Source organism: Paraburkholderia sp. J11-2 (genome assembly GCF_905220185.1).
Taxonomy (GTDB): domain Bacteria; phylum Pseudomonadota; class Gammaproteobacteria; order Burkholderiales; family Burkholderiaceae; genus Paraburkholderia.
In genome coordinates this window covers 1-15,365 of the sequence record NZ_CAJMYY010000010.1, presented here as the reverse complement: position 1 = coordinate 15,365, position 15,365 = coordinate 1, and the positions used below count along the sequence as shown (strand labels likewise).

Here is a 15,365-nt window from a genome sequence, read left to right as displayed (position 1 = left end):
TTTGCCTCTTTCTTTGTCTGTGAACCGGGCCACACCCCGTCAGCCACCGTCATGAATTTGCACGAACCGGCGCCCTGAGGGCGCCGGTTTTCGTGCGTCCCGACAAAAGCGGGTTGCCACCGTCCGCCGGGGCAGGCGCAACCGGCGCCCGCTGCGGCGGCGCACCGCTCAAACCGTGGCGTCGCGGGCGTTTTCTTCTTCGAGCGCGTCGCGCGTCTCGGGCATCGCAAGCCAGACCATCAGCACCGCAGCGGCGCCCGCGCTCGCGAGCGCGAGGAAACTCACCGTATTGCCCAGGTGGTCGGCGATAAAGCCGGCAAGCGCCGTCGAGAGCGTGGCCCCAATCCCCGCCGAAAGTCCGAAGAGCCCGATACAGAGGTTGTAGCGGCCCTTGCCGCCCGCCACGTCGGCGGCGATGAGCGGCAGCATCACGCCGAACACGGCAGCCGAAAGGCCGTCGAGCATCTGCACCGGCACGAGGAAGTACGGGTTGCCGACCGCCGCGAACAGGAGCGCCCGCAGCGGGAGCGCACAGAAGCCGAGAATCAGCACGGGGCGGCGCCCCCAGGCCTGGGCGGTGCGGCCCACCCACGGCGACATCAGCGCGACGATGGCCTGAGGCACGATGATGCACGCCGCGATCACGAGCTGAACGTTGTCGCCCATACCGGCCGTCACCTCGCCGGCGGCGAGGTTGAGCATCGCTGCGTTCGAGAGGTGGAACAGCACCACACAGGCCGCGAAGGTCAGCATGCGCCGGTCGCGCAGCAGGTCGAAAATCGTCTCGCGAGCTTCGCCCGAGCCCGCCGCGGCGCCAGCCTTGCCGGGCTTGGCTGCGGGTTTGGCGTAGGCGGCATTCTGGTCGTATTTGATCATCGCGAGGGCGACGAGTGCGGGCAGCGCGAGCGCGGCCGTCAGCCAGAACACGGAGCGCGGCGAGAAGTACTCGCCGCACAAGCCCATGAGCCCGGCGGCCACCGCGCTGCCGATCGAGGCCCAGCGCGCATTGCGGCCGAGCCGGTCGCCCAGGTTCTGGCGGCCCACCAGCGCGAGCGCGAGCGCCGCCATGGCCGGCACGAGCATGCAGCTGGCGAAGCCGTGGAACACCTCGGCGGCCATGACCGCCACGACAGTCGGGCTTGCGGCGAGCAGCACGGCAGAGACGATGATCGCGATGATCGCCCACGCGGCAGCGGCCTTCTTGTTGCGCAGGGCATCCACCGCCGCGCCGCCCGGCACCTGGCTCACCATCGCGCTGATCGTGCCCACCGAAAGGGCGAGGCCGATCTCGCCCTGCGTCCACTTGTGCGATGCCAGATACGACGCGATGAACGGCCCGAAGCCCGTCTGCACGTTCGCTACGAAGAAGTTCAGCCAGTCGAGCGCGCGCACGCTGCGCGGGTCTGGATTGGGTTGTTGCATGGTGCCGTCCGTCATTTGGCACCGTGGGCATTGGCTGCGGAGGCGACAGGCGATGCAGCGGGCGCGGCTTGGGCCGGCGGGGCGGCTTGTCCAGCCGGGGCGGCCGGGGGCGGCGGAGCCGCGGGCGTCACGGCGCGCACCGGCTGATCGGGAGCGTAGGGCGGCGAGGCATCCACCTGCTGATCGCTCATTTCGAGCTGCGCCTCGAGCGCATTGTTCTTCGTGACGAAGCGCAGCGCGGACCAGTCGGCCGCGATCGTATGACGCTTCTCGAGCGTGCCGCTTACGTCGAGCACCACGGCCTGCGGGGCGGCGCTGCCGTCGAGCAGCACGTCCACCACGCGGCCCACCTTGGCGCCGTTGGCGCGCTCCACGTCCGCGTCGAGCATGGGCAGGCGCGTCGCGCTCGCCTCGGGGTTGCCGGGCTGCGGCGCGCCGGCCTTGGGCCGGTCGGGCACCTGCAGCTGGCTCGCGGGCAGGGCGAGCGTGATGGCGGGCGTTTTTGCCTGAGTGTTCACGCGCACGCCGCTCCACGGGAAGTTGGCCTTGCGATCGCCAATGCCCATGAAGCCTTGCAGGTTCACCACGACGTCGACCGGCTTGCCGCCGGGGCCCGTGACCATATCGACGGCACGGCCCACGACCTTGCCGTCGGTTTTTTGGACTTCGCTGTCGAGCAGCGTGCGGAAGGTGCCGCGCTCGAGTGTGCGTACCTGCACGAGCGGCGGCCGGGGCGGTGCCGGCGGGGCACTCGCGGGCGCGGGCGGCGGCGGCGCCGGACGGGGGCGGCGCACCAGCGCGGGCCGCGGCTTCTTCGGCGCAGGCCTCACCGTGCTCTCCGTTTCCGGCTCGCTCGCCGCCTCCGGCGCGGACGCGGCCTCGGGCTCGCTTGCGGCCGGCTCGGGCTCCGTGGCCACGGGCGCTTCCGGCTCGGGCGGCGGGGCCGGCCGGAACAGGCTGCAGCCCGAAAGCGTGAGCAGCATCAGCAGCGTCAGGGCGTACGGAAAGTGAAAAACAGGACGTGCGGAACGCAAGATGCCGCGTCTCATCTACTGAAACTCCTTGGAGCAGCCGGCGCGACGCGCGCGGCGGGGGGAAACCGGGTCGGGATGCGTGAGTGTAACCCGCGCGCCAGGCCGATCCGCTTAATGACGACGCGGTTGACGTGCCGCAAACGCCGCGCCGGGCGGCAGGATGCCCGCTCGAGCCGTAGCGATGGCGATTCGTCGCGCCTTCGTCAGACGAAACAGGTCAGGCCGCCCTGAAAACCGCCCGCGCCGCGTTCAGGGGCTTCCAGGCGCGTCCAGGTGTAAACGCGGGGCCAGCCCGCGCGGCGCGCCCAGTACACGGGCATATAAGCATCGCGGCATGAACTCAATGCGACTCATGCGATGGGAGCGCATAACGTGTTCGCCTAACCTTCGCTCCATCCATAAAGAGATGTCAAAACGATGAGCGCCGGACGTTGAGCCAGGCGCCGGCAACGCGTCGACACAACTACATCATTCGAGACAAACCTGATGACGGATCGGCTGGTGAGCCGTGAACCGTTTCAGCATGCTGATAAAGGAGGCACTCACCATGATCGAACCCCACGCGCAGCCGCTTGCCGGCACGACCGCCGCCGAAGCCGAGCCCATCGAGTTGGGCGAGGCCTCGGGCTTCATCGACCGTTATTTCGACATTGCCGCGCGCGGCAGCTCGCTGCGCCAGGAGGCGATTGCGGGCGTCACGACCTTCCTCGCGATGGTCTACTCCGTGTTCGTCGTGCCGGGCATGCTCGGCAAGGCGGGCTTCGACACCAGCGCCGTGTTCGTGGCCGTGTGTCTGACCACGGCGTTCGGCTCGCTGCTCATGGGCCTGTGGGCGCGCCTGCCGATCGCCATCGGCTGCGCCATCTCGCTCACGGCGTTCACGGCCTTCGGCCTCGTGCTCGGCAAGGGCTTGAAGCCGGAAGTGGCGCTCGGCGCGGTGTTCCTCATGGGCCTCGTGTTCACGGGCATTTCGGTGACGGGCGTGCGCTCGTGGATCCTGCGCAACCTCCCGCACGGCATTGCACATGGCACGGGCATCGGCATTGGCCTGTTCCTGTTGCTGATCGCCGCCAATGACGTGGGCCTCGTCGTCAAGAATCCGGGCGCGGGTCTGCCGGTCTCGCTCGGCCACATCACTTCGCTGCCCGTGATCCTCTCCGTGGTCGGCCTTGCCGCGATCTTCGGCCTCGTGCGCCGCCGTGTGCCGGGCTCGATCCTCATCGTGATCGTCGCGATCTCGGCGCTCGGCCTCGCCATCGACCCGGCCGTGAGCTTTCACGGCGTGTTCGCGTGGCCGTCGCTTTCGGCGCCGGGCCATGCCTCGCTGATTGGTGCGATGGATATCAAGGGCGCGCTCTCGCTCGCCGTGCTGCCGAGCGTGCTGGCACTCGTGATGACGGCCGTGTTCGACGCCACCGGCACGATCCGCGCCGTGGCGGGGCAGGCCGGTCAACTCGACGCGAACGGACGTATCGTCAACGGCGGGCGGGCACTGACGGCCGACTCGGTCAGCTCGATCTTCTCGGGCTTCCTGGGCGGCGCGCCGGCGGCGGCCTATATCGAATCGACGGTGGGTGTGGCCGCAGGCGCGAAGACGGGCCTCGCCGCCGCTACGGTGGGCGTGCTGTTCCTCGCAGTGATGTTCTTCGCGCCGCTCGCGGGCCTCGTGCCCTCGTACGCCACGGCGCCCGCGCTGATGTACGTGGGCCTCATGATGCTGTCGAGCGTGAGCCGCCTCGACATGGCCGATATGGTCGATGCGATGTCGGGCCTCGTGTGCGCTGTGTTCATCGTGCTCACGGCGAACATCGTCACCGGCATCATGCTGGGCTTCTGCACGCTCGTGATCGGCCGCGTGGTGAGCGGCGAGATCCGCAAGCTGAATGTGGGCACGGTGGTGATCGCCGGCGTGCTGGCCGCGTTCTACCTGGGCGGCTGGGCCATCTGAGAATCGGATGACCCGGTCATTCGCCCGGCGGCCACGGCGGCCCGTCCGGGCGGCTGCACGGCCCGCGTCGCTTCACGGCGGCGCGGGCCGTGTGGCTTTCGGCGCGTGATTTTCTTGCCTCGTTACTCCGGCAGCACGCTGTTGCGCCCCTTGCCCGCGTTGCGGGGCTTGCGCGGCTTAGGCTCCACGCCGATGCGCGGGTCGCGCGCTAGGGCGAGCGCACTCAACTGCGCGGCGGTATCTTCGAAGGCCGCATCGGCTTGCGGCACATACAGCCATTTGCCGAGCACGGGATGCGCTCGCAACGCCGGGATCGTTTCGATGAGCGACGCGTGGTGCTCCCGCGACGTGCAGACAAGTACGCCGTTGAACGGCGCGTCGCGGTCGGCGGCCACAAGGCATAGCAGGCCGTCCAGATACGCGGCGTCGCAGCCGAACATGGGCTTGCGGACGTAACTGGGCTCGCGCTCGAAGGCGTCGAAGATCCAGAGCAGCGAGTTGCGGATTTTGGACGGCATGGCGTGACGTGGCAGAGGTGGAATGGCGCGACGCGGTGAAACGGCCATTCTAGTGGCGGCTGTGCGGTCGTGCGCGCCGCCGCCAGTCCATGCCGACGCTTTCCTTGACATCGCGCGCTCGCCGTCTATGCTTAACCGCATGGTTAAGTATGAAGACGACACCCTCGACCGCACCTTCGCGGCGCTCGCCGATCCCACGCGGCGCGCGCTGCTCGCGCGCCTCGCGCAGCACGACGAACTTTCTGTGAGCGCGCTCGCGCAGCCGTTCTCGATGTCGTTGCCCGCGGTCATGAAGCATCTGGATGTACTCGCCCAGGCGGGCCTCGTCACGCGCGCGAAAACCGGCCGCACCGTGGCGTGCCGGCTCGCGGCGGGGCCGATGGAGGACGCGATGCAGTGGCTCGCGCACTATCAACGCTTCTGGAGCGAAACGCTCGATCGACTCGCCGCTTTCGTGGAGGAAGATGCATGTCTACCCAGCCCGCAGCCGGACCCGGCACCTGGCAAGCTCCAAGTCTCACCATCCGGCGGCGGCTCAACGCCACTGCCGCGAAGGTCTACGCCGCGTGGACGCAGCCGGCGCAGCTGATGCGCTGGATGCAACCGCTCGACAACACTTGCATCCACGCTGAAGCGGATGTGCGCGTGGGCGGGCGCTTTCGCGTGATCATGCGTGGCGCGAACGGCGAGGAGCACGACGTGAGCGGCACGTATCTCGAAGTCGTGCCGGACGAAAAGCTCGTATTTACGTGGGCGTGGCGCAGCACGCCGGAGCGCGAGTCGCTCGTCACGGTGACGCTGCGCGCCGATGGGCCCGCCACCGACCTCACGCTCAAACACGAACGCTTCTTCGACGAAGCGGCGCGCGATTCGCATAACGAGGGTTGGACAAGTGCGATGGATCAACTGGTGGCGCTGTTCGCCTGAACGGCGCGCATGTAACCGAAAGGAGGATTGGACGATGGAGACGCACAAGATCGTTTCGGAGGCCGAATGGCTGGAGGCGCGCAAGGCGTTGCTGGCAGAGGAGCGCGCATTCACGCATGCACGCGACGCGCTGGTGGCGAAGCGTCAGGCGCTGCCGTGGGTGAAAGTCGAGAAAACCTATACGTTCGATACGCCGCAAGGTGCGCGCACGCTTGCCGAGCTATTCGGGTCGCGCAGCCAGCTGATCATTTACCACTTCATGCTCGGGCCGGAGTGGGAAGAGGGGTGCCCGGGCTGCTCGTTCCTCTCCGACCACGTGGACGGCATGCTGCCGCATCTGGAGCATCACGACGTGACCTACGTGGCCGTATCGCGCGCGCCGCTCGCGAAGATCGAGGCGTTCAAGCGGCGCATGGGCTGGCGTTTTCCGTGGGTGTCGTCGAATGCGAGCGACTTCAACTTTGACTATCACGTGTCGTTCAGCGAGGCCGACAAGGCGCGCGGAAGGGCGATCTACAACTACACCGAGCAGGAATACATGAGCGACGAACTGCCCGGCGTCAGCGCGTTCTATCGCGACGAAGCGGGCAACGTGTACCACACGTATTCGACATACGCGCGCGGCGGGGACATGCTGATCGGAACGTATGCGATGCTGGAACTCACCGCGAAGGGGCGCAACGAAGAGAAGGACATGCGCGAGTGGATGCGTCACCACGATCGCTATGAAGATGCGCCCGCGCAGTCGTCGTGCTGTGCGCACGAGAAGCAGTAAATGCCGCGCAATGACGATAGACGGTTGTTAGTACAGCGAAAGACTGCTGCGATGTCAGCGTAAGAAATGGGCTAGAGCGACATCTCGAACGCGGGGCGCAGCAGCACTTCGATCGCCATCACGATCAGTCCCATCGCGCTGGCGGCGAGCGTCAGCGTGCCATATTCATCGTAGCGCGTGTCGTAGAGGCACGCGACGATGATCAGGACGGCCAGCAGATTGGTCAGCCAGTAGAAGTTCAGCGCGAGTAGCATCGGCGTATCCGGTGCCGGCGCGCAACGCGCCAGCAGCTAGTGCAAGACGCTCGGATTCTAGCGAATCGACCTTACGGATACGCAACAATAACGTGCTCTACAGCACTTATCTTTGCGGTTTTGGCATCTCTTTACGAATCCAGTCGGTGACCGAGGTGCGCTGCGGCTGCCAGCCGAGCAGCTTGCGGGCGCGCTCGCCGCGCACGCGGCTGTTCGAGCCGAGGCCGTACGACGCCATCTCATAACCCCATTCCTCGATTGCTGCTTCGAGCGGCCAGTCCTGCGGCGCGCCGAGACCCATCACATCGGCGAGCGCCGTGGTCATGTCGCGGAAATTCGCTTCGCCGCTTTCGACAAAGTAGAACGTGCCCGCCGGCGTATTTTCGAGCGCGAGGCGATAGAGTTCGGCCACGTCGTCGACATGCACATTCGACCAGATATTCAGGCCGCGCCCGACGTGGCGCATCACGCCACTCTTCTGCGCCTGACGGATGAGCCGCGGCAGTTGCACGCTTGCGGCGCCCGGCACGGCGCCCACGCCATAGATCAGCGTGTTGCACAGCACGGCGCTCTTCACGCCGCGCGCCGCCGCCGCGAGCACGAGATTATCGATCGCCACGCGCGGCGCCTTGTCGGCGGTCGGCTCGGGCAGGGCGTCTTCGTAATAGATGCGATCGGTCGCTTCGCCGCCCGATGCGTCGCCCACGATGCTCGAGCCGCTCGTGTGCAGGAGCGGCTTGCCGGAGCCTGCGAGCGCGTCGATGAGCGCCTCGACCGCGCCGCGATGGTCGCTGCTGGCCGCGTTGATCACGGCGTCGGCGGCGCGCGCTTGCTCCATCAGCGTCGCACGGTCGTCGAGATCGCCCTGCACGGGTGTGATGCCGAGTTTTTCGAGGTCGGCGAACTGCTCGGGGCGGCGTACGAGGCCGCGCACCGTGTGGCCCGCGCGCACGAGATGCGCTGCGATCGTGCCGCCGATAAAACCGCCTGCGCCTGTCACGAATACTTTCATGGGTTGCTCCTGGTTCTGTTCGATTTGCGACGGCGATCAGTATCGGCGCATTCCGGCTTTGCAAAAACCGCTTTAGTCTCAAATGAATCTTGACTCGCGATCAATAATGCGGACGACGACGAGCCGCACCGCGCTCAGGCCGTTGCGTGGGTGGCACGAGTGAAGGGCAATGGCACGTCGGCGGGAATCGGGCATTCGTACGGCTTGCCGCGACGGCGTTCGATCAATTCGGCTTTCGCTTCGGCCGCGAGCCGTGGGTGGGCGAGCAGATCCAGCGCGGCGGCGGCCAGCGTTTTCGCTGCGAGCAGCATGCCTTTGTGCGCAAGGGAGGTCTTGCCTTGCGCGACCAGCTGCCACGAATGGAAGGGCGTGCCGAACGCGAAGCAGCTCACGAAGCATTGCGCCGTCGGCGTGACCCAGCTGACGTCGCCGACGTCGGTCGAGCCATAGAGCGGTTTTTCGTTGCCTGGCTCGTAGGGATCGATGCGGTCGAAAAGCGGTTGCGGTTCGCGCCACGCATGGGTGAGCGAGCGCGCCGCGCTGTCTATGTCCTCGGCGCTCAAGGTTTCCTGTTGGAGCGCGCGTGCGAACGCGGTCTCGGGCTCGCTCCAGGCGGGCGCGCCGAACGCATGCAGATGGCGATCGACGACGCGGTTGAGGATCGTGTTTTGCAGCAGGTTCGAACAGGCCTTGTCGAACACGATCTCGAGACGGCAGCCCGTCATCAGCGCCGCGCCGCGCGCGACGTCGCACACGCGCGCGTAGAGATCGCGCGCCTGATCGTTGCGAGGCGCACGCACGAGGTAGAGCACTTCGGCGTTCGCCTGCACGACATTCGGCGAGAGTCCGCCCGTGTTGGTCACGGCGTAATGCACGCGCGCTTCCGGCAGCATATGCTCGCGCAGATAGTTGACGCCCACGTTCATCAATTCGACGGCGTCGAGGGCGCTGCGTCCGAGATGCGGTGACGCGGCCGCGTGCGACGCCCGGCCGTGAAACCGGAAGTACGCCTGAATATTGGCGAGCGAACTGGCCGCGAACACGCCTGTGTGCGTCGCGGGGTGCCACGAGAGCGCGGCGTCGACGTCGTCGAAGCAGCCGGCGCGCGCCATGAAGGTTTTGCCGGAGCCGCCTTCCTCGGCCGGGCAGCCGTAGAAGCGCACCGTGCCGGGCCGGCCGGTCGCTTTCAACTCGGCGGCAGCGGCGACCGCCGCGAGATGCGCGGCGGTGCCGAGCAGATGGTGGCCGCAACCGTGGCCGTTGCCGTTGGCGATGTCGCTGGCGGGATGGCAGGCGAGTGCGCTTGCTTCCTGACTCAGCCCCGAGAGCGCGTCGTATTCGCCAAGGATCGCGACCACCGGCGCGTTATCGGCCGTGGCGGCGCCTTGCGAGTCGTTCGTGTATTCGGCGACGAAAGCAGTGGGTATGCCGGCAACGCCGCGTGTCACGCGAAAGCCCGCGGCTTCGAGTGCGTCGATATGCAGGGCCGCCGAGACGGTTTCCTCGTAGCGCACTTCGGCGAGTTGCCAGATGGCGTCGGCGAGCGCGGTGTAGCGCGGCGCATGTTCGTCGATGAATGCGGTGGCGAGCGAGGCGAGAGCGGTAGGAGGTGTCATGGTTTCGAGGCAGGTGAGAGAGTCGATCAGAATTTTTTGCGCAGACCGAGCGCGACGACGAGCGGATTGAGACCCGGCGACGCGAGCGGATCGGAGCCGAACGAGAGCTGGGACTGGCCCTGGTTGCGGAATCCGCCCACGCGCGCGTACAAGCCGGTGAGCTTGGAGAACTGATAGTCGTAGCCGAGCAGCAGGCCGAACGCGCTGTCCTCGCGGCCCGACACGTTGCGGTAGATCGCACCGGCGCGCACGGCGTGCGGCCCCTGCGACCACACCGCGCCGAGCGAGTACACGCTCGCCACGTAAGTGTTGATGGCGGTGGGGCGCGTGAGCGTGAAGGTCGCCGAAGCGCCGAGCGCGCCGAACTGATAGAGCGCGCTTGCCATCACGAGGTCGGTGCGCGGACCGTCCGGTGTGCCAGGTGCCTTGCCGTGCGGCGTGTCGGCCCAGATCGCGTTGTACGAGACGGTGAGGTCGAGCGGACCGTTCGCGTAATCGACGAGTCCGCCCACGTTGCGGGCGACTGGACTCGCGCCGGCCTCGTTGCGCAGTGCGTAGAGCACGGTCGCGCTCAGGCCGTTGTAAGTCGGCGTCTGATAGCTCACGGCGTTGTCCACGCGCGCCTGCACGGTCGTCGCGCCGGGGCCCAGGTCGCCGACCGCGAGCACGGCGCTCGCCCACGGCGACAGCATGCCGACGGCATAGAACGGGTCGGCGCCTTCGGGTGGAATTGCCGGATACTGCTTGCCGAGTTTCAGGCGGCCCCAGCGCTCGGAGCCGATCCAGAGATTGGCCTCGCGATTGAACATCGAGGTGGCGCTCTGCTGCTGGCCGTTCATCAGGTTGATGCCGCCTTCGAGCTTGAAACCCGAGTAGACGCCCGCACCCAGGTCCTCGGAGCCGGTGATGCCCCAGCGCGAGGTGGACGCGCCGCCGCTTTGCAGTCGCAGCGCGGTGTCTCCGCTGTTGTTCGAGTATTGCAGGAAGCTGTCGACGGCGCCGTAGACCGTCATCGACGCCTGCGCGCCATGAGCGGCCAAGGCGAGGATTGCCAGCGCGAGTGGGCGCAAGCATTGCGAAGCGGTGGGAAAGAATGTCTTCATGTCTCTAATGTTGTTGGTCTGATGGATCACGGATGCGATGCGCACGGGACTCAAGCTGGCGCGCGCACGCCTGCCTCCGACGCGCCGAAGGCGCACCGGAAAGACGAAAAAGCAGACGTTGCCCAGGAGGGGCGCGGTGCGAGCGATGGTTAGCGCTCGATCACCGTGCGGTCATTGCGCGGCGCCGATGCCGCGCCGTTCGGGAAAGCTCGCGATGGCGACGAGGCTGACCGTGCCCGCCGCGAGCAGATACCACGCGGGCGACATGGCGTCCCCGGTGTGCTGGAGCAGCCACGTGACGTTGAATTGCGCGAAGCCGCCGAAGACCGTCACGCCCACGCTGTAGATCACCGCGAGCGCCGTGGCGCGCACCCGCTGAGGAAAGGCTTCCATGATGAGCAGAAAGAACGACGAGGTACCGAGCGTCGCGAGCCCCATGACGACGGTAACGATCGCGATCAGCACGGGGATCGACGGTGAACTGAGCAATACGCGAAACGACGGATACACGCACAGCAGCGAAAGCAGCGTGGTCACGAACACGAGCGGCTTGCGGCGCGGCAGGCGGTCGATGATGCACAGGCCCGCGAGCAGCGCGGCGAGCGTCATCGTCAGACCCGAAGCGCAGCCGGCGAGGAACGACGTCGCCACCGGCAGATGCAGCGCGCGCACCGCGTAACCCGGCATATAGAACACCATGATGTAGAGCATCGAGGTCGGCCCGACGATCATCAGCACGCCGAGCAGCAGGCGCGATTTGTAGCCGGCGAGCAACTCGCGCACGGCGCTCTGCGTTTTCGGTTCCGGCGTGTGGGTTTCGTCGAGATGGCGGCGGATGTACAAGCCGACCGGTCCGACCAGCAGGCCGAACAGAAAAGGCAGGCGCCAGCCCCAGGCTTCGAGCGCATCGGGCGGCAGCACGGCCGAAAGCAGCGCGCCGCTGAGCGCGCCGAGCAGCGCCGCGACGCCCTGGCTCATCATCTGGAAACTCACCATGAAGCCGCGCCGCGAGAGCGGCCCCGACTCCATGAGAAACGCCGTCGCGGTGCCGATTTCGCCGCCCGCCGACAACCCTTGCAGCAGACGGCCCGCGACCACCGCGATCGGCGCGGCAACGCCGATCTGCGCGTAAGTGGGGGTGAGCGCGATGAGCGCCGTGCCGGCCATCATCAGCGCGATGGTGAGCGTGAGCGCGGCCTTGCGCCCCTTGCGGTCCGCGTAGCCGCCGATCAGCACGCCGCCGAGCGGCCGCATCACGAAGCCCACGCCGAAGGTCGCGAGCGCGAGCAGCATCGAGCCCGCGCCGGAATCGACCGGGAAGAACGCCTTGGCGATCAGCGCGGCGAAGTAGCTGAACACGGTGAAGTCGAACATCTCCAGCGCATTGCCGGCGGATGTGGCGATGATCGTACGGGTCCGCGAGCCTCGGTGGGAAGCAGCTGAGGCGGTGTCGATCGATGAGGCGAGGTTTTGCTGCACGCGCGGTCTCCTTGATTGATATATCGCGCATTGCGTCGGGACAAACGTCGTGCAATGTCATGCGGCAAATCATAGGAACGTCTCTATAATCGAAATAGACATAAATTCTTATTCCGATAAAAACGGTTTATCAGGTGAATCCCGTGTCAGAACTGACATCCATGTCGCGGCGTGCAGCGCTGCCAGCGTCGTCCGGCGCAGACCGCTTCGCGAAGGCGCATAGGTCATGAAGCTGCATCAGTTGCGCGCACTCGTGGCGGTGGCGCGGGCGGGCAGCGTGCACGAGGGCGCGCGCCTGCTGTGCGTGACGCAGCCTGCCGTCACGCGTGCGCTGCGCGATCTCGAAGACGAAGTGGGGCTCTTGCTCATGACGCGCAGTTCATCGGGCGTCACGCTCACGAGCGACGGGCGTGTGTTGCTCGCGCGCGCGGAGCTGATCGTCAACGAAATCCTGCGTACCGAGAACGCGTTGGCGAACCTGCGCGATCAGCGTCAGGGGTGCGTGACAATCGGCGTGACGCCGCTCGCAGGCATCAGCGTCCTGCCGGGCGCGTACGACCGGTTCCGGCAGCGTATGCCCGACGTCGCGCTCGAGTTCGTCGAACACGCGCCTTCGCAGCTCGTCGAACTGTTGAAGAACGGCGAGCTGGATTTCGCACTTGCCCCGAGCGTGCAGCCGCGCGAGTTCGCGACGGTGCGTTGCGTGGAGTTGGCGACGTTTCCGATGTGGTTCGCTGTGAGCCGTCGCGGTGGTTTGACGAAGGCGAAGTCGCTCATCGATCTTCAGGATGCCGAATGGCTGCACACGGGGCCGTCGGAGGAGTTTCGCGCGTTTCTCGCCGCACAGTTTGCCGAGGCGGGTTTGCCGCCGCCGCGCCGGGTGACGCGCTGCGCCTCGCAGGCGCTCTATTACGGGCTCGCGCTCAACGCCAACGTGGTGACATCGTGGACGCATCTCGCCTTGCGCGCCGAAGAGGCGCTCGAGCATCTGCAAACGCTCGACCTGATCGGGCAGCCGCCCGCGCGACGGCTCTACCTGCTGTTCCGCCGAGATGCGGTGCTAACCGCGATGGCCCAACGCTTTGTCGATTGCATCACCGAAACCATTCAGGCGATCGACGAAACGCCGCGCGGCCGCGGTGCGCCTGCCAGACGGCCGACGGCGGCACGCTGAGCGCGCCTTGCCGAGCGCCGCTGGCGTCTCACGCAGACGCTTGGCGTTGCCCGCGCCGTGGGCGACAATCCGGGCGCTAGAGGCGCGCCGCACCCGTTGCGTGCCAACGCAGTCCAGGCGCGAACCGACCATGAAAACCTCCACCGACGAACTGCTCGTATTCGTCACCGTGATCGATGCGGGGTCGATCACCGCCGCCGCCGAAAAGCTCGAGCAAACCGTATCCGGCGTGAGCCGCGCGCTGACGCGGCTCGAAAAGCAGCTGGGCGTCGCGTTGATTTTGCGCACCACGCGGCGCTTGCAGCTCACGGAGGAGGGCGAGCTGTTCCTCGATCGCGCCCGCGCCATTCTCGCGGCGATGGCCGATGCCGAAGAGGCCGTCACGCGCCACCGCGAGCGTCCTTCGGGGCGCTTGCGCGTGGATGCGGCCACGCCGTTCATGCTTCACTGCATCGTGCCGCACGTCGCGGCGTTCGCCGAGGCGTATCCCGAGATCGAACTCGAGCTCACGAATAACGAGCGCATCGTCGATTTGCTGGAGCAGCGCGTGGATATCGCCATTCGCATCGGCACGCTGCAGGACTCCACGCTGCACGCGCGCGCGCTCGGCACGAGCCGTTTGCGCATCGTCGCGAGTCCCGCCTATCTCGCGGCGCATGGCACGCCGCGCAGCGTGGCCGCGTTGCGCGAACATCGGCTGATCGGTTTTACGGCGCCCGCGCATCTGAACGGCTGGCCGCTGCGTGCGGCTGGCGGCGGCGAAGCGGGCACGGCCGCAAGGACGCAAGAGACCGAATCCGGCTACACCATCGCACCCGCGCTTTTGGCGTCGAGCGGCGAGACGATACGCCAGCTCGCGCTCGCCGGAAGCGGCATCGCGTGCCTTTCCGACTTCCTCACCACGGCCGACCGTGGGGCGGGACGCCTCGTCACGGTGCTGGACGACGCGCTGATCGAATCGCGCCAGCCGATCCACGCCGTGTATTACCGCAGCGCGGCGCTTGCGGCGCGCGTGCAGTGCTTCCTCGCGTTTATTGGGGGCAGGCTGCAACTCGATGCGTGACGGTCGCTCGCGGCCTTCTCGTGGATAGTCCCAGGCCACAAGGGCCGCAAAGAGGAGTTGTATAGACAGGCGCGCCAGGCTAGACTTCGGCCACTTTCGCGACTTGTATAGACAGGATTCGACCATGCTCCCGACCCTTCGCCTCACGCCCGGCCATCTGACCCTGCCCCAACTGCGCCAGATCGCGCGCGAGGCAGTGCGGCTCGAGCTCGATCCGGCCAGCTTCGCGGCCATCGACGCCGGCGCACGCGCCGTTGCCGAGATCACGGCGAAAGGTGAGCCCGCCTATGGCATCAATACGGGCTTCGGGCGCCTCGCGAGCACGCACATCCCGAGCGACCAGCTCGAACTGCTGCAGCGCAACCTGGTGCTTTCGCACGCCGTGGGCGTGGGCGAACCGATGTCGCGTCCGGTCGTGCGCCTTTTGATGGCGCTGAAGCTGTCGAGCCTGGGCCGCGGCTATTCGGGTATCCGCCGCGAAGTGATGGACGCGCTCATCACGCTTTTCAACGCCGACGTGCTGCCGCTCATTCCCGTGAAGGGCTCGGTGGGCGCCTCGGGCGACCTCGCACCGCTCGCGCATATGTCGGCCGTGCTGCTCGGCATTGGTGAGGTGTTCATCCGCGGCGAGCGCGCCAGCGCCGAGGCGGGTCTCGCCGCTGCGGGCCTCAAGCCGCTCGCGCTGCAGGCCAAGGAAGGTCTCGCGCTGCTCAACGGCACGCAGGCCTCCGCCGCGCTCGCGATCTACAACATGTTCGCGATCGAAGACCTGTACCGCACGGCGCTCGTATCGGGCGCGCTGTGCGTGGATGCAGCGGCCGGTTCGGTGAAGCCGTTCGACGCCCGCATTCACGAACTGCGCGGTCATCGCGGCCAGATCGATGCCGCCGCGGCCTACCGCACGCTGCTCGAAGGCTCGGCGATCAACCTCTCGCACCGCGACTGCGGCAAGGTCCAGGACCCGTACTCGCTGCGCTGCCAGCCGCAGGTGATGGGCGCGTGTCTCGACCAGATGCGCCACGCGGCGCAGGTGCTGCTCA

The 15,365-nt window shown here is 67.1% G+C and carries 15 protein-coding genes; 7 read left to right on the top strand and 8 right to left on the bottom strand.

Annotated features, from left to right (window positions below; translation table 11 throughout):
- Positions 1-168: 168 nt before the first annotated feature.
- Both U5A57_RS15630 and U5A57_RS15625 read right to left on the bottom strand, forming a co-directional pair.
- Entirely contained in the window at positions 169-1,422 is a 1,254-nt protein-coding gene (locus U5A57_RS15630) for an MFS transporter (protein WP_321912289.1), read from the bottom strand.
- An 11-nt stretch (positions 1,423-1,433) separates the two neighbouring features.
- Positions 1,434-2,471: a PRC-barrel domain-containing protein gene (locus U5A57_RS15625; RefSeq protein WP_321912287.1), complete on the bottom strand. Its 1,038-nt coding sequence runs from the start codon at positions 2,469-2,471 to the stop codon at positions 1,434-1,436.
- A gap of 532 nt (positions 2,472-3,003) precedes the next feature.
- On the opposite strand from U5A57_RS15625, the gene U5A57_RS15620 reads away from it, so the two are divergent.
- Complete coding sequence (locus U5A57_RS15620; RefSeq protein WP_321912285.1) at positions 3,004-4,404, top strand: NCS2 family permease; 1,401 nt, start codon at positions 3,004-3,006, stop codon at positions 4,402-4,404.
- A 122-nt stretch (positions 4,405-4,526) separates the two neighbouring features.
- On the opposite strand, the gene U5A57_RS15615 is transcribed toward U5A57_RS15620, so the two are convergent.
- Entirely contained in the window at positions 4,527-4,922 is a 396-nt protein-coding gene (locus tag U5A57_RS15615) for a hypothetical protein (protein ID WP_321912283.1), read from the bottom strand.
- A 139-nt stretch (positions 4,923-5,061) separates the two neighbouring features.
- Here U5A57_RS15615 and U5A57_RS15610 point away from each other — a divergent pair, with 139 nt between their 5' ends.
- Genes U5A57_RS15610 through U5A57_RS15600 form a run of 3 tightly spaced genes read left to right on the top strand, consistent with a single transcriptional unit; the run spans position 5,062 to position 6,624 of the window.
- Positions 5,062-5,511 (top strand): metalloregulator ArsR/SmtB family transcription factor, encoded by a 450-nt coding sequence (locus U5A57_RS15610; protein WP_321912281.1) that lies wholly within the window; start codon positions 5,062-5,064, stop codon positions 5,509-5,511.
- The gene (locus tag U5A57_RS15605) at positions 5,511-5,849 is read left to right on the top strand and encodes an SRPBCC domain-containing protein (protein WP_321912279.1); all 339 of its coding nucleotides are present in this window, start codon (positions 5,511-5,513) and stop codon (positions 5,847-5,849) included. Before U5A57_RS15610 ends, U5A57_RS15605 begins: the two co-directional genes overlap by 1 nt.
- Before the next feature lie 34 nt (positions 5,850-5,883).
- A complete protein-coding gene (locus U5A57_RS15600; RefSeq protein WP_321912277.1) occupies positions 5,884-6,624 on the top strand; it encodes a thioredoxin family protein in 741 nt (246 codons plus the stop codon).
- A gap of 71 nt (positions 6,625-6,695) precedes the next feature.
- Here U5A57_RS15600 and U5A57_RS15595 read toward each other — a convergent pair whose 3' ends face one another.
- The 5 genes from U5A57_RS15595 to U5A57_RS15575 all read right to left on the bottom strand — a co-directional run bounded on the left by U5A57_RS15595 (position 6,696) and on the right by U5A57_RS15575 (position 12,088).
- A complete protein-coding gene (locus U5A57_RS15595; protein WP_321912275.1) occupies positions 6,696-6,878 on the bottom strand; it encodes a hypothetical protein in 183 nt (60 codons plus the stop codon).
- A 106-nt stretch (positions 6,879-6,984) separates the two neighbouring features.
- The gene (locus tag U5A57_RS15590; protein ID WP_321912273.1) at positions 6,985-7,890 is read right to left on the bottom strand and encodes an NAD-dependent epimerase/dehydratase family protein; all 906 of its coding nucleotides are present in this window, start codon (positions 7,888-7,890) and stop codon (positions 6,985-6,987) included.
- Positions 7,891-8,024: 134 nt separating this feature from the next.
- Positions 8,025-9,506 (bottom strand): M20 family metallopeptidase, encoded by a 1,482-nt coding sequence (locus U5A57_RS15585; RefSeq protein WP_321912271.1) that lies wholly within the window; start codon positions 9,504-9,506, stop codon positions 8,025-8,027.
- A 26-nt stretch (positions 9,507-9,532) separates the two neighbouring features.
- Positions 9,533-10,609: a porin gene (locus tag U5A57_RS15580; protein ID WP_321912270.1), complete on the bottom strand. Its 1,077-nt coding sequence runs from the start codon at positions 10,607-10,609 to the stop codon at positions 9,533-9,535.
- Positions 10,610-10,780: 171 nt separating this feature from the next.
- Positions 10,781-12,088 (bottom strand): MFS transporter, encoded by a 1,308-nt coding sequence (locus U5A57_RS15575; RefSeq protein WP_321912268.1) that lies wholly within the window; start codon positions 12,086-12,088, stop codon positions 10,781-10,783.
- 226 nt (positions 12,089-12,314) lie between these two features.
- On the opposite strand from U5A57_RS15575, the gene U5A57_RS15570 reads away from it, so the two are divergent.
- From U5A57_RS15570 to U5A57_RS15560, 3 genes are all read left to right on the top strand, one after another.
- On the top strand, positions 12,315-13,262 hold the full coding sequence (locus U5A57_RS15570) for a LysR family transcriptional regulator (RefSeq protein ID WP_321912266.1): 948 nt from the start codon (positions 12,315-12,317) through the stop codon (positions 13,260-13,262).
- A 130-nt stretch (positions 13,263-13,392) separates the two neighbouring features.
- On the top strand, positions 13,393-14,325 hold the full coding sequence (locus U5A57_RS15565) for a LysR family transcriptional regulator (RefSeq protein WP_321912264.1): 933 nt from the start codon (positions 13,393-13,395) through the stop codon (positions 14,323-14,325).
- A 124-nt stretch (positions 14,326-14,449) separates the two neighbouring features.
- A partial coding sequence (locus U5A57_RS15560; RefSeq protein ID WP_321912263.1) for an aromatic amino acid lyase occupies positions 14,450-15,365 on the top strand: 916 nt, incomplete at its 3' end.

Excerpts from the sequence above, each read along its gene's own strand:
- U5A57_RS15620 (WP_321912285.1), top strand. The coding sequence starts at position 3,004 with ATGATCGAACCCCACGCGCAGCCGCTTGCCGGCACGACCGCCGCCGAA.
- U5A57_RS15570 (WP_321912266.1), top strand. The coding sequence starts at position 12,315 with ATGAAGCTGCATCAGTTGCGCGCACTCGTGGCGGTGGCGCGGGCGGGC.
- U5A57_RS15615 (WP_321912283.1), bottom strand. The coding sequence starts at position 4,922 with ATGCCGTCCAAAATCCGCAACTCGCTGCTCTGGATCTTCGACGCCTTC.
- U5A57_RS15600 (WP_321912277.1), top strand. The coding sequence starts at position 5,884 with ATGGAGACGCACAAGATCGTTTCGGAGGCCGAATGGCTGGAGGCGCGC.
- U5A57_RS15630 (WP_321912289.1), bottom strand. The coding sequence starts at position 1,422 with ATGCAACAACCCAATCCAGACCCGCGCAGCGTGCGCGCGCTCGACTGG.
- U5A57_RS15590 (WP_321912273.1), bottom strand. The coding sequence starts at position 7,890 with ATGAAAGTATTCGTGACAGGCGCAGGCGGTTTTATCGGCGGCACGATC.
- U5A57_RS15565 (WP_321912264.1), top strand. The coding sequence starts at position 13,393 with ATGAAAACCTCCACCGACGAACTGCTCGTATTCGTCACCGTGATCGAT.
- U5A57_RS15625 (WP_321912287.1), bottom strand. The coding sequence starts at position 2,471 with ATGAGACGCGGCATCTTGCGTTCCGCACGTCCTGTTTTTCACTTTCCG.
- U5A57_RS15585 (WP_321912271.1), bottom strand. The coding sequence starts at position 9,506 with ATGACACCTCCTACCGCTCTCGCCTCGCTCGCCACCGCATTCATCGAC.
- U5A57_RS15595 (WP_321912275.1), bottom strand. The coding sequence starts at position 6,878 with ATGCTACTCGCGCTGAACTTCTACTGGCTGACCAATCTGCTGGCCGTC.
- U5A57_RS15605 (WP_321912279.1), top strand. The coding sequence starts at position 5,511 with ATGCGCTGGATGCAACCGCTCGACAACACTTGCATCCACGCTGAAGCG.
- U5A57_RS15580 (WP_321912270.1), bottom strand. The coding sequence starts at position 10,609 with ATGAAGACATTCTTTCCCACCGCTTCGCAATGCTTGCGCCCACTCGCG.
- U5A57_RS15610 (WP_321912281.1), top strand. The coding sequence starts at position 5,062 with ATGGTTAAGTATGAAGACGACACCCTCGACCGCACCTTCGCGGCGCTC.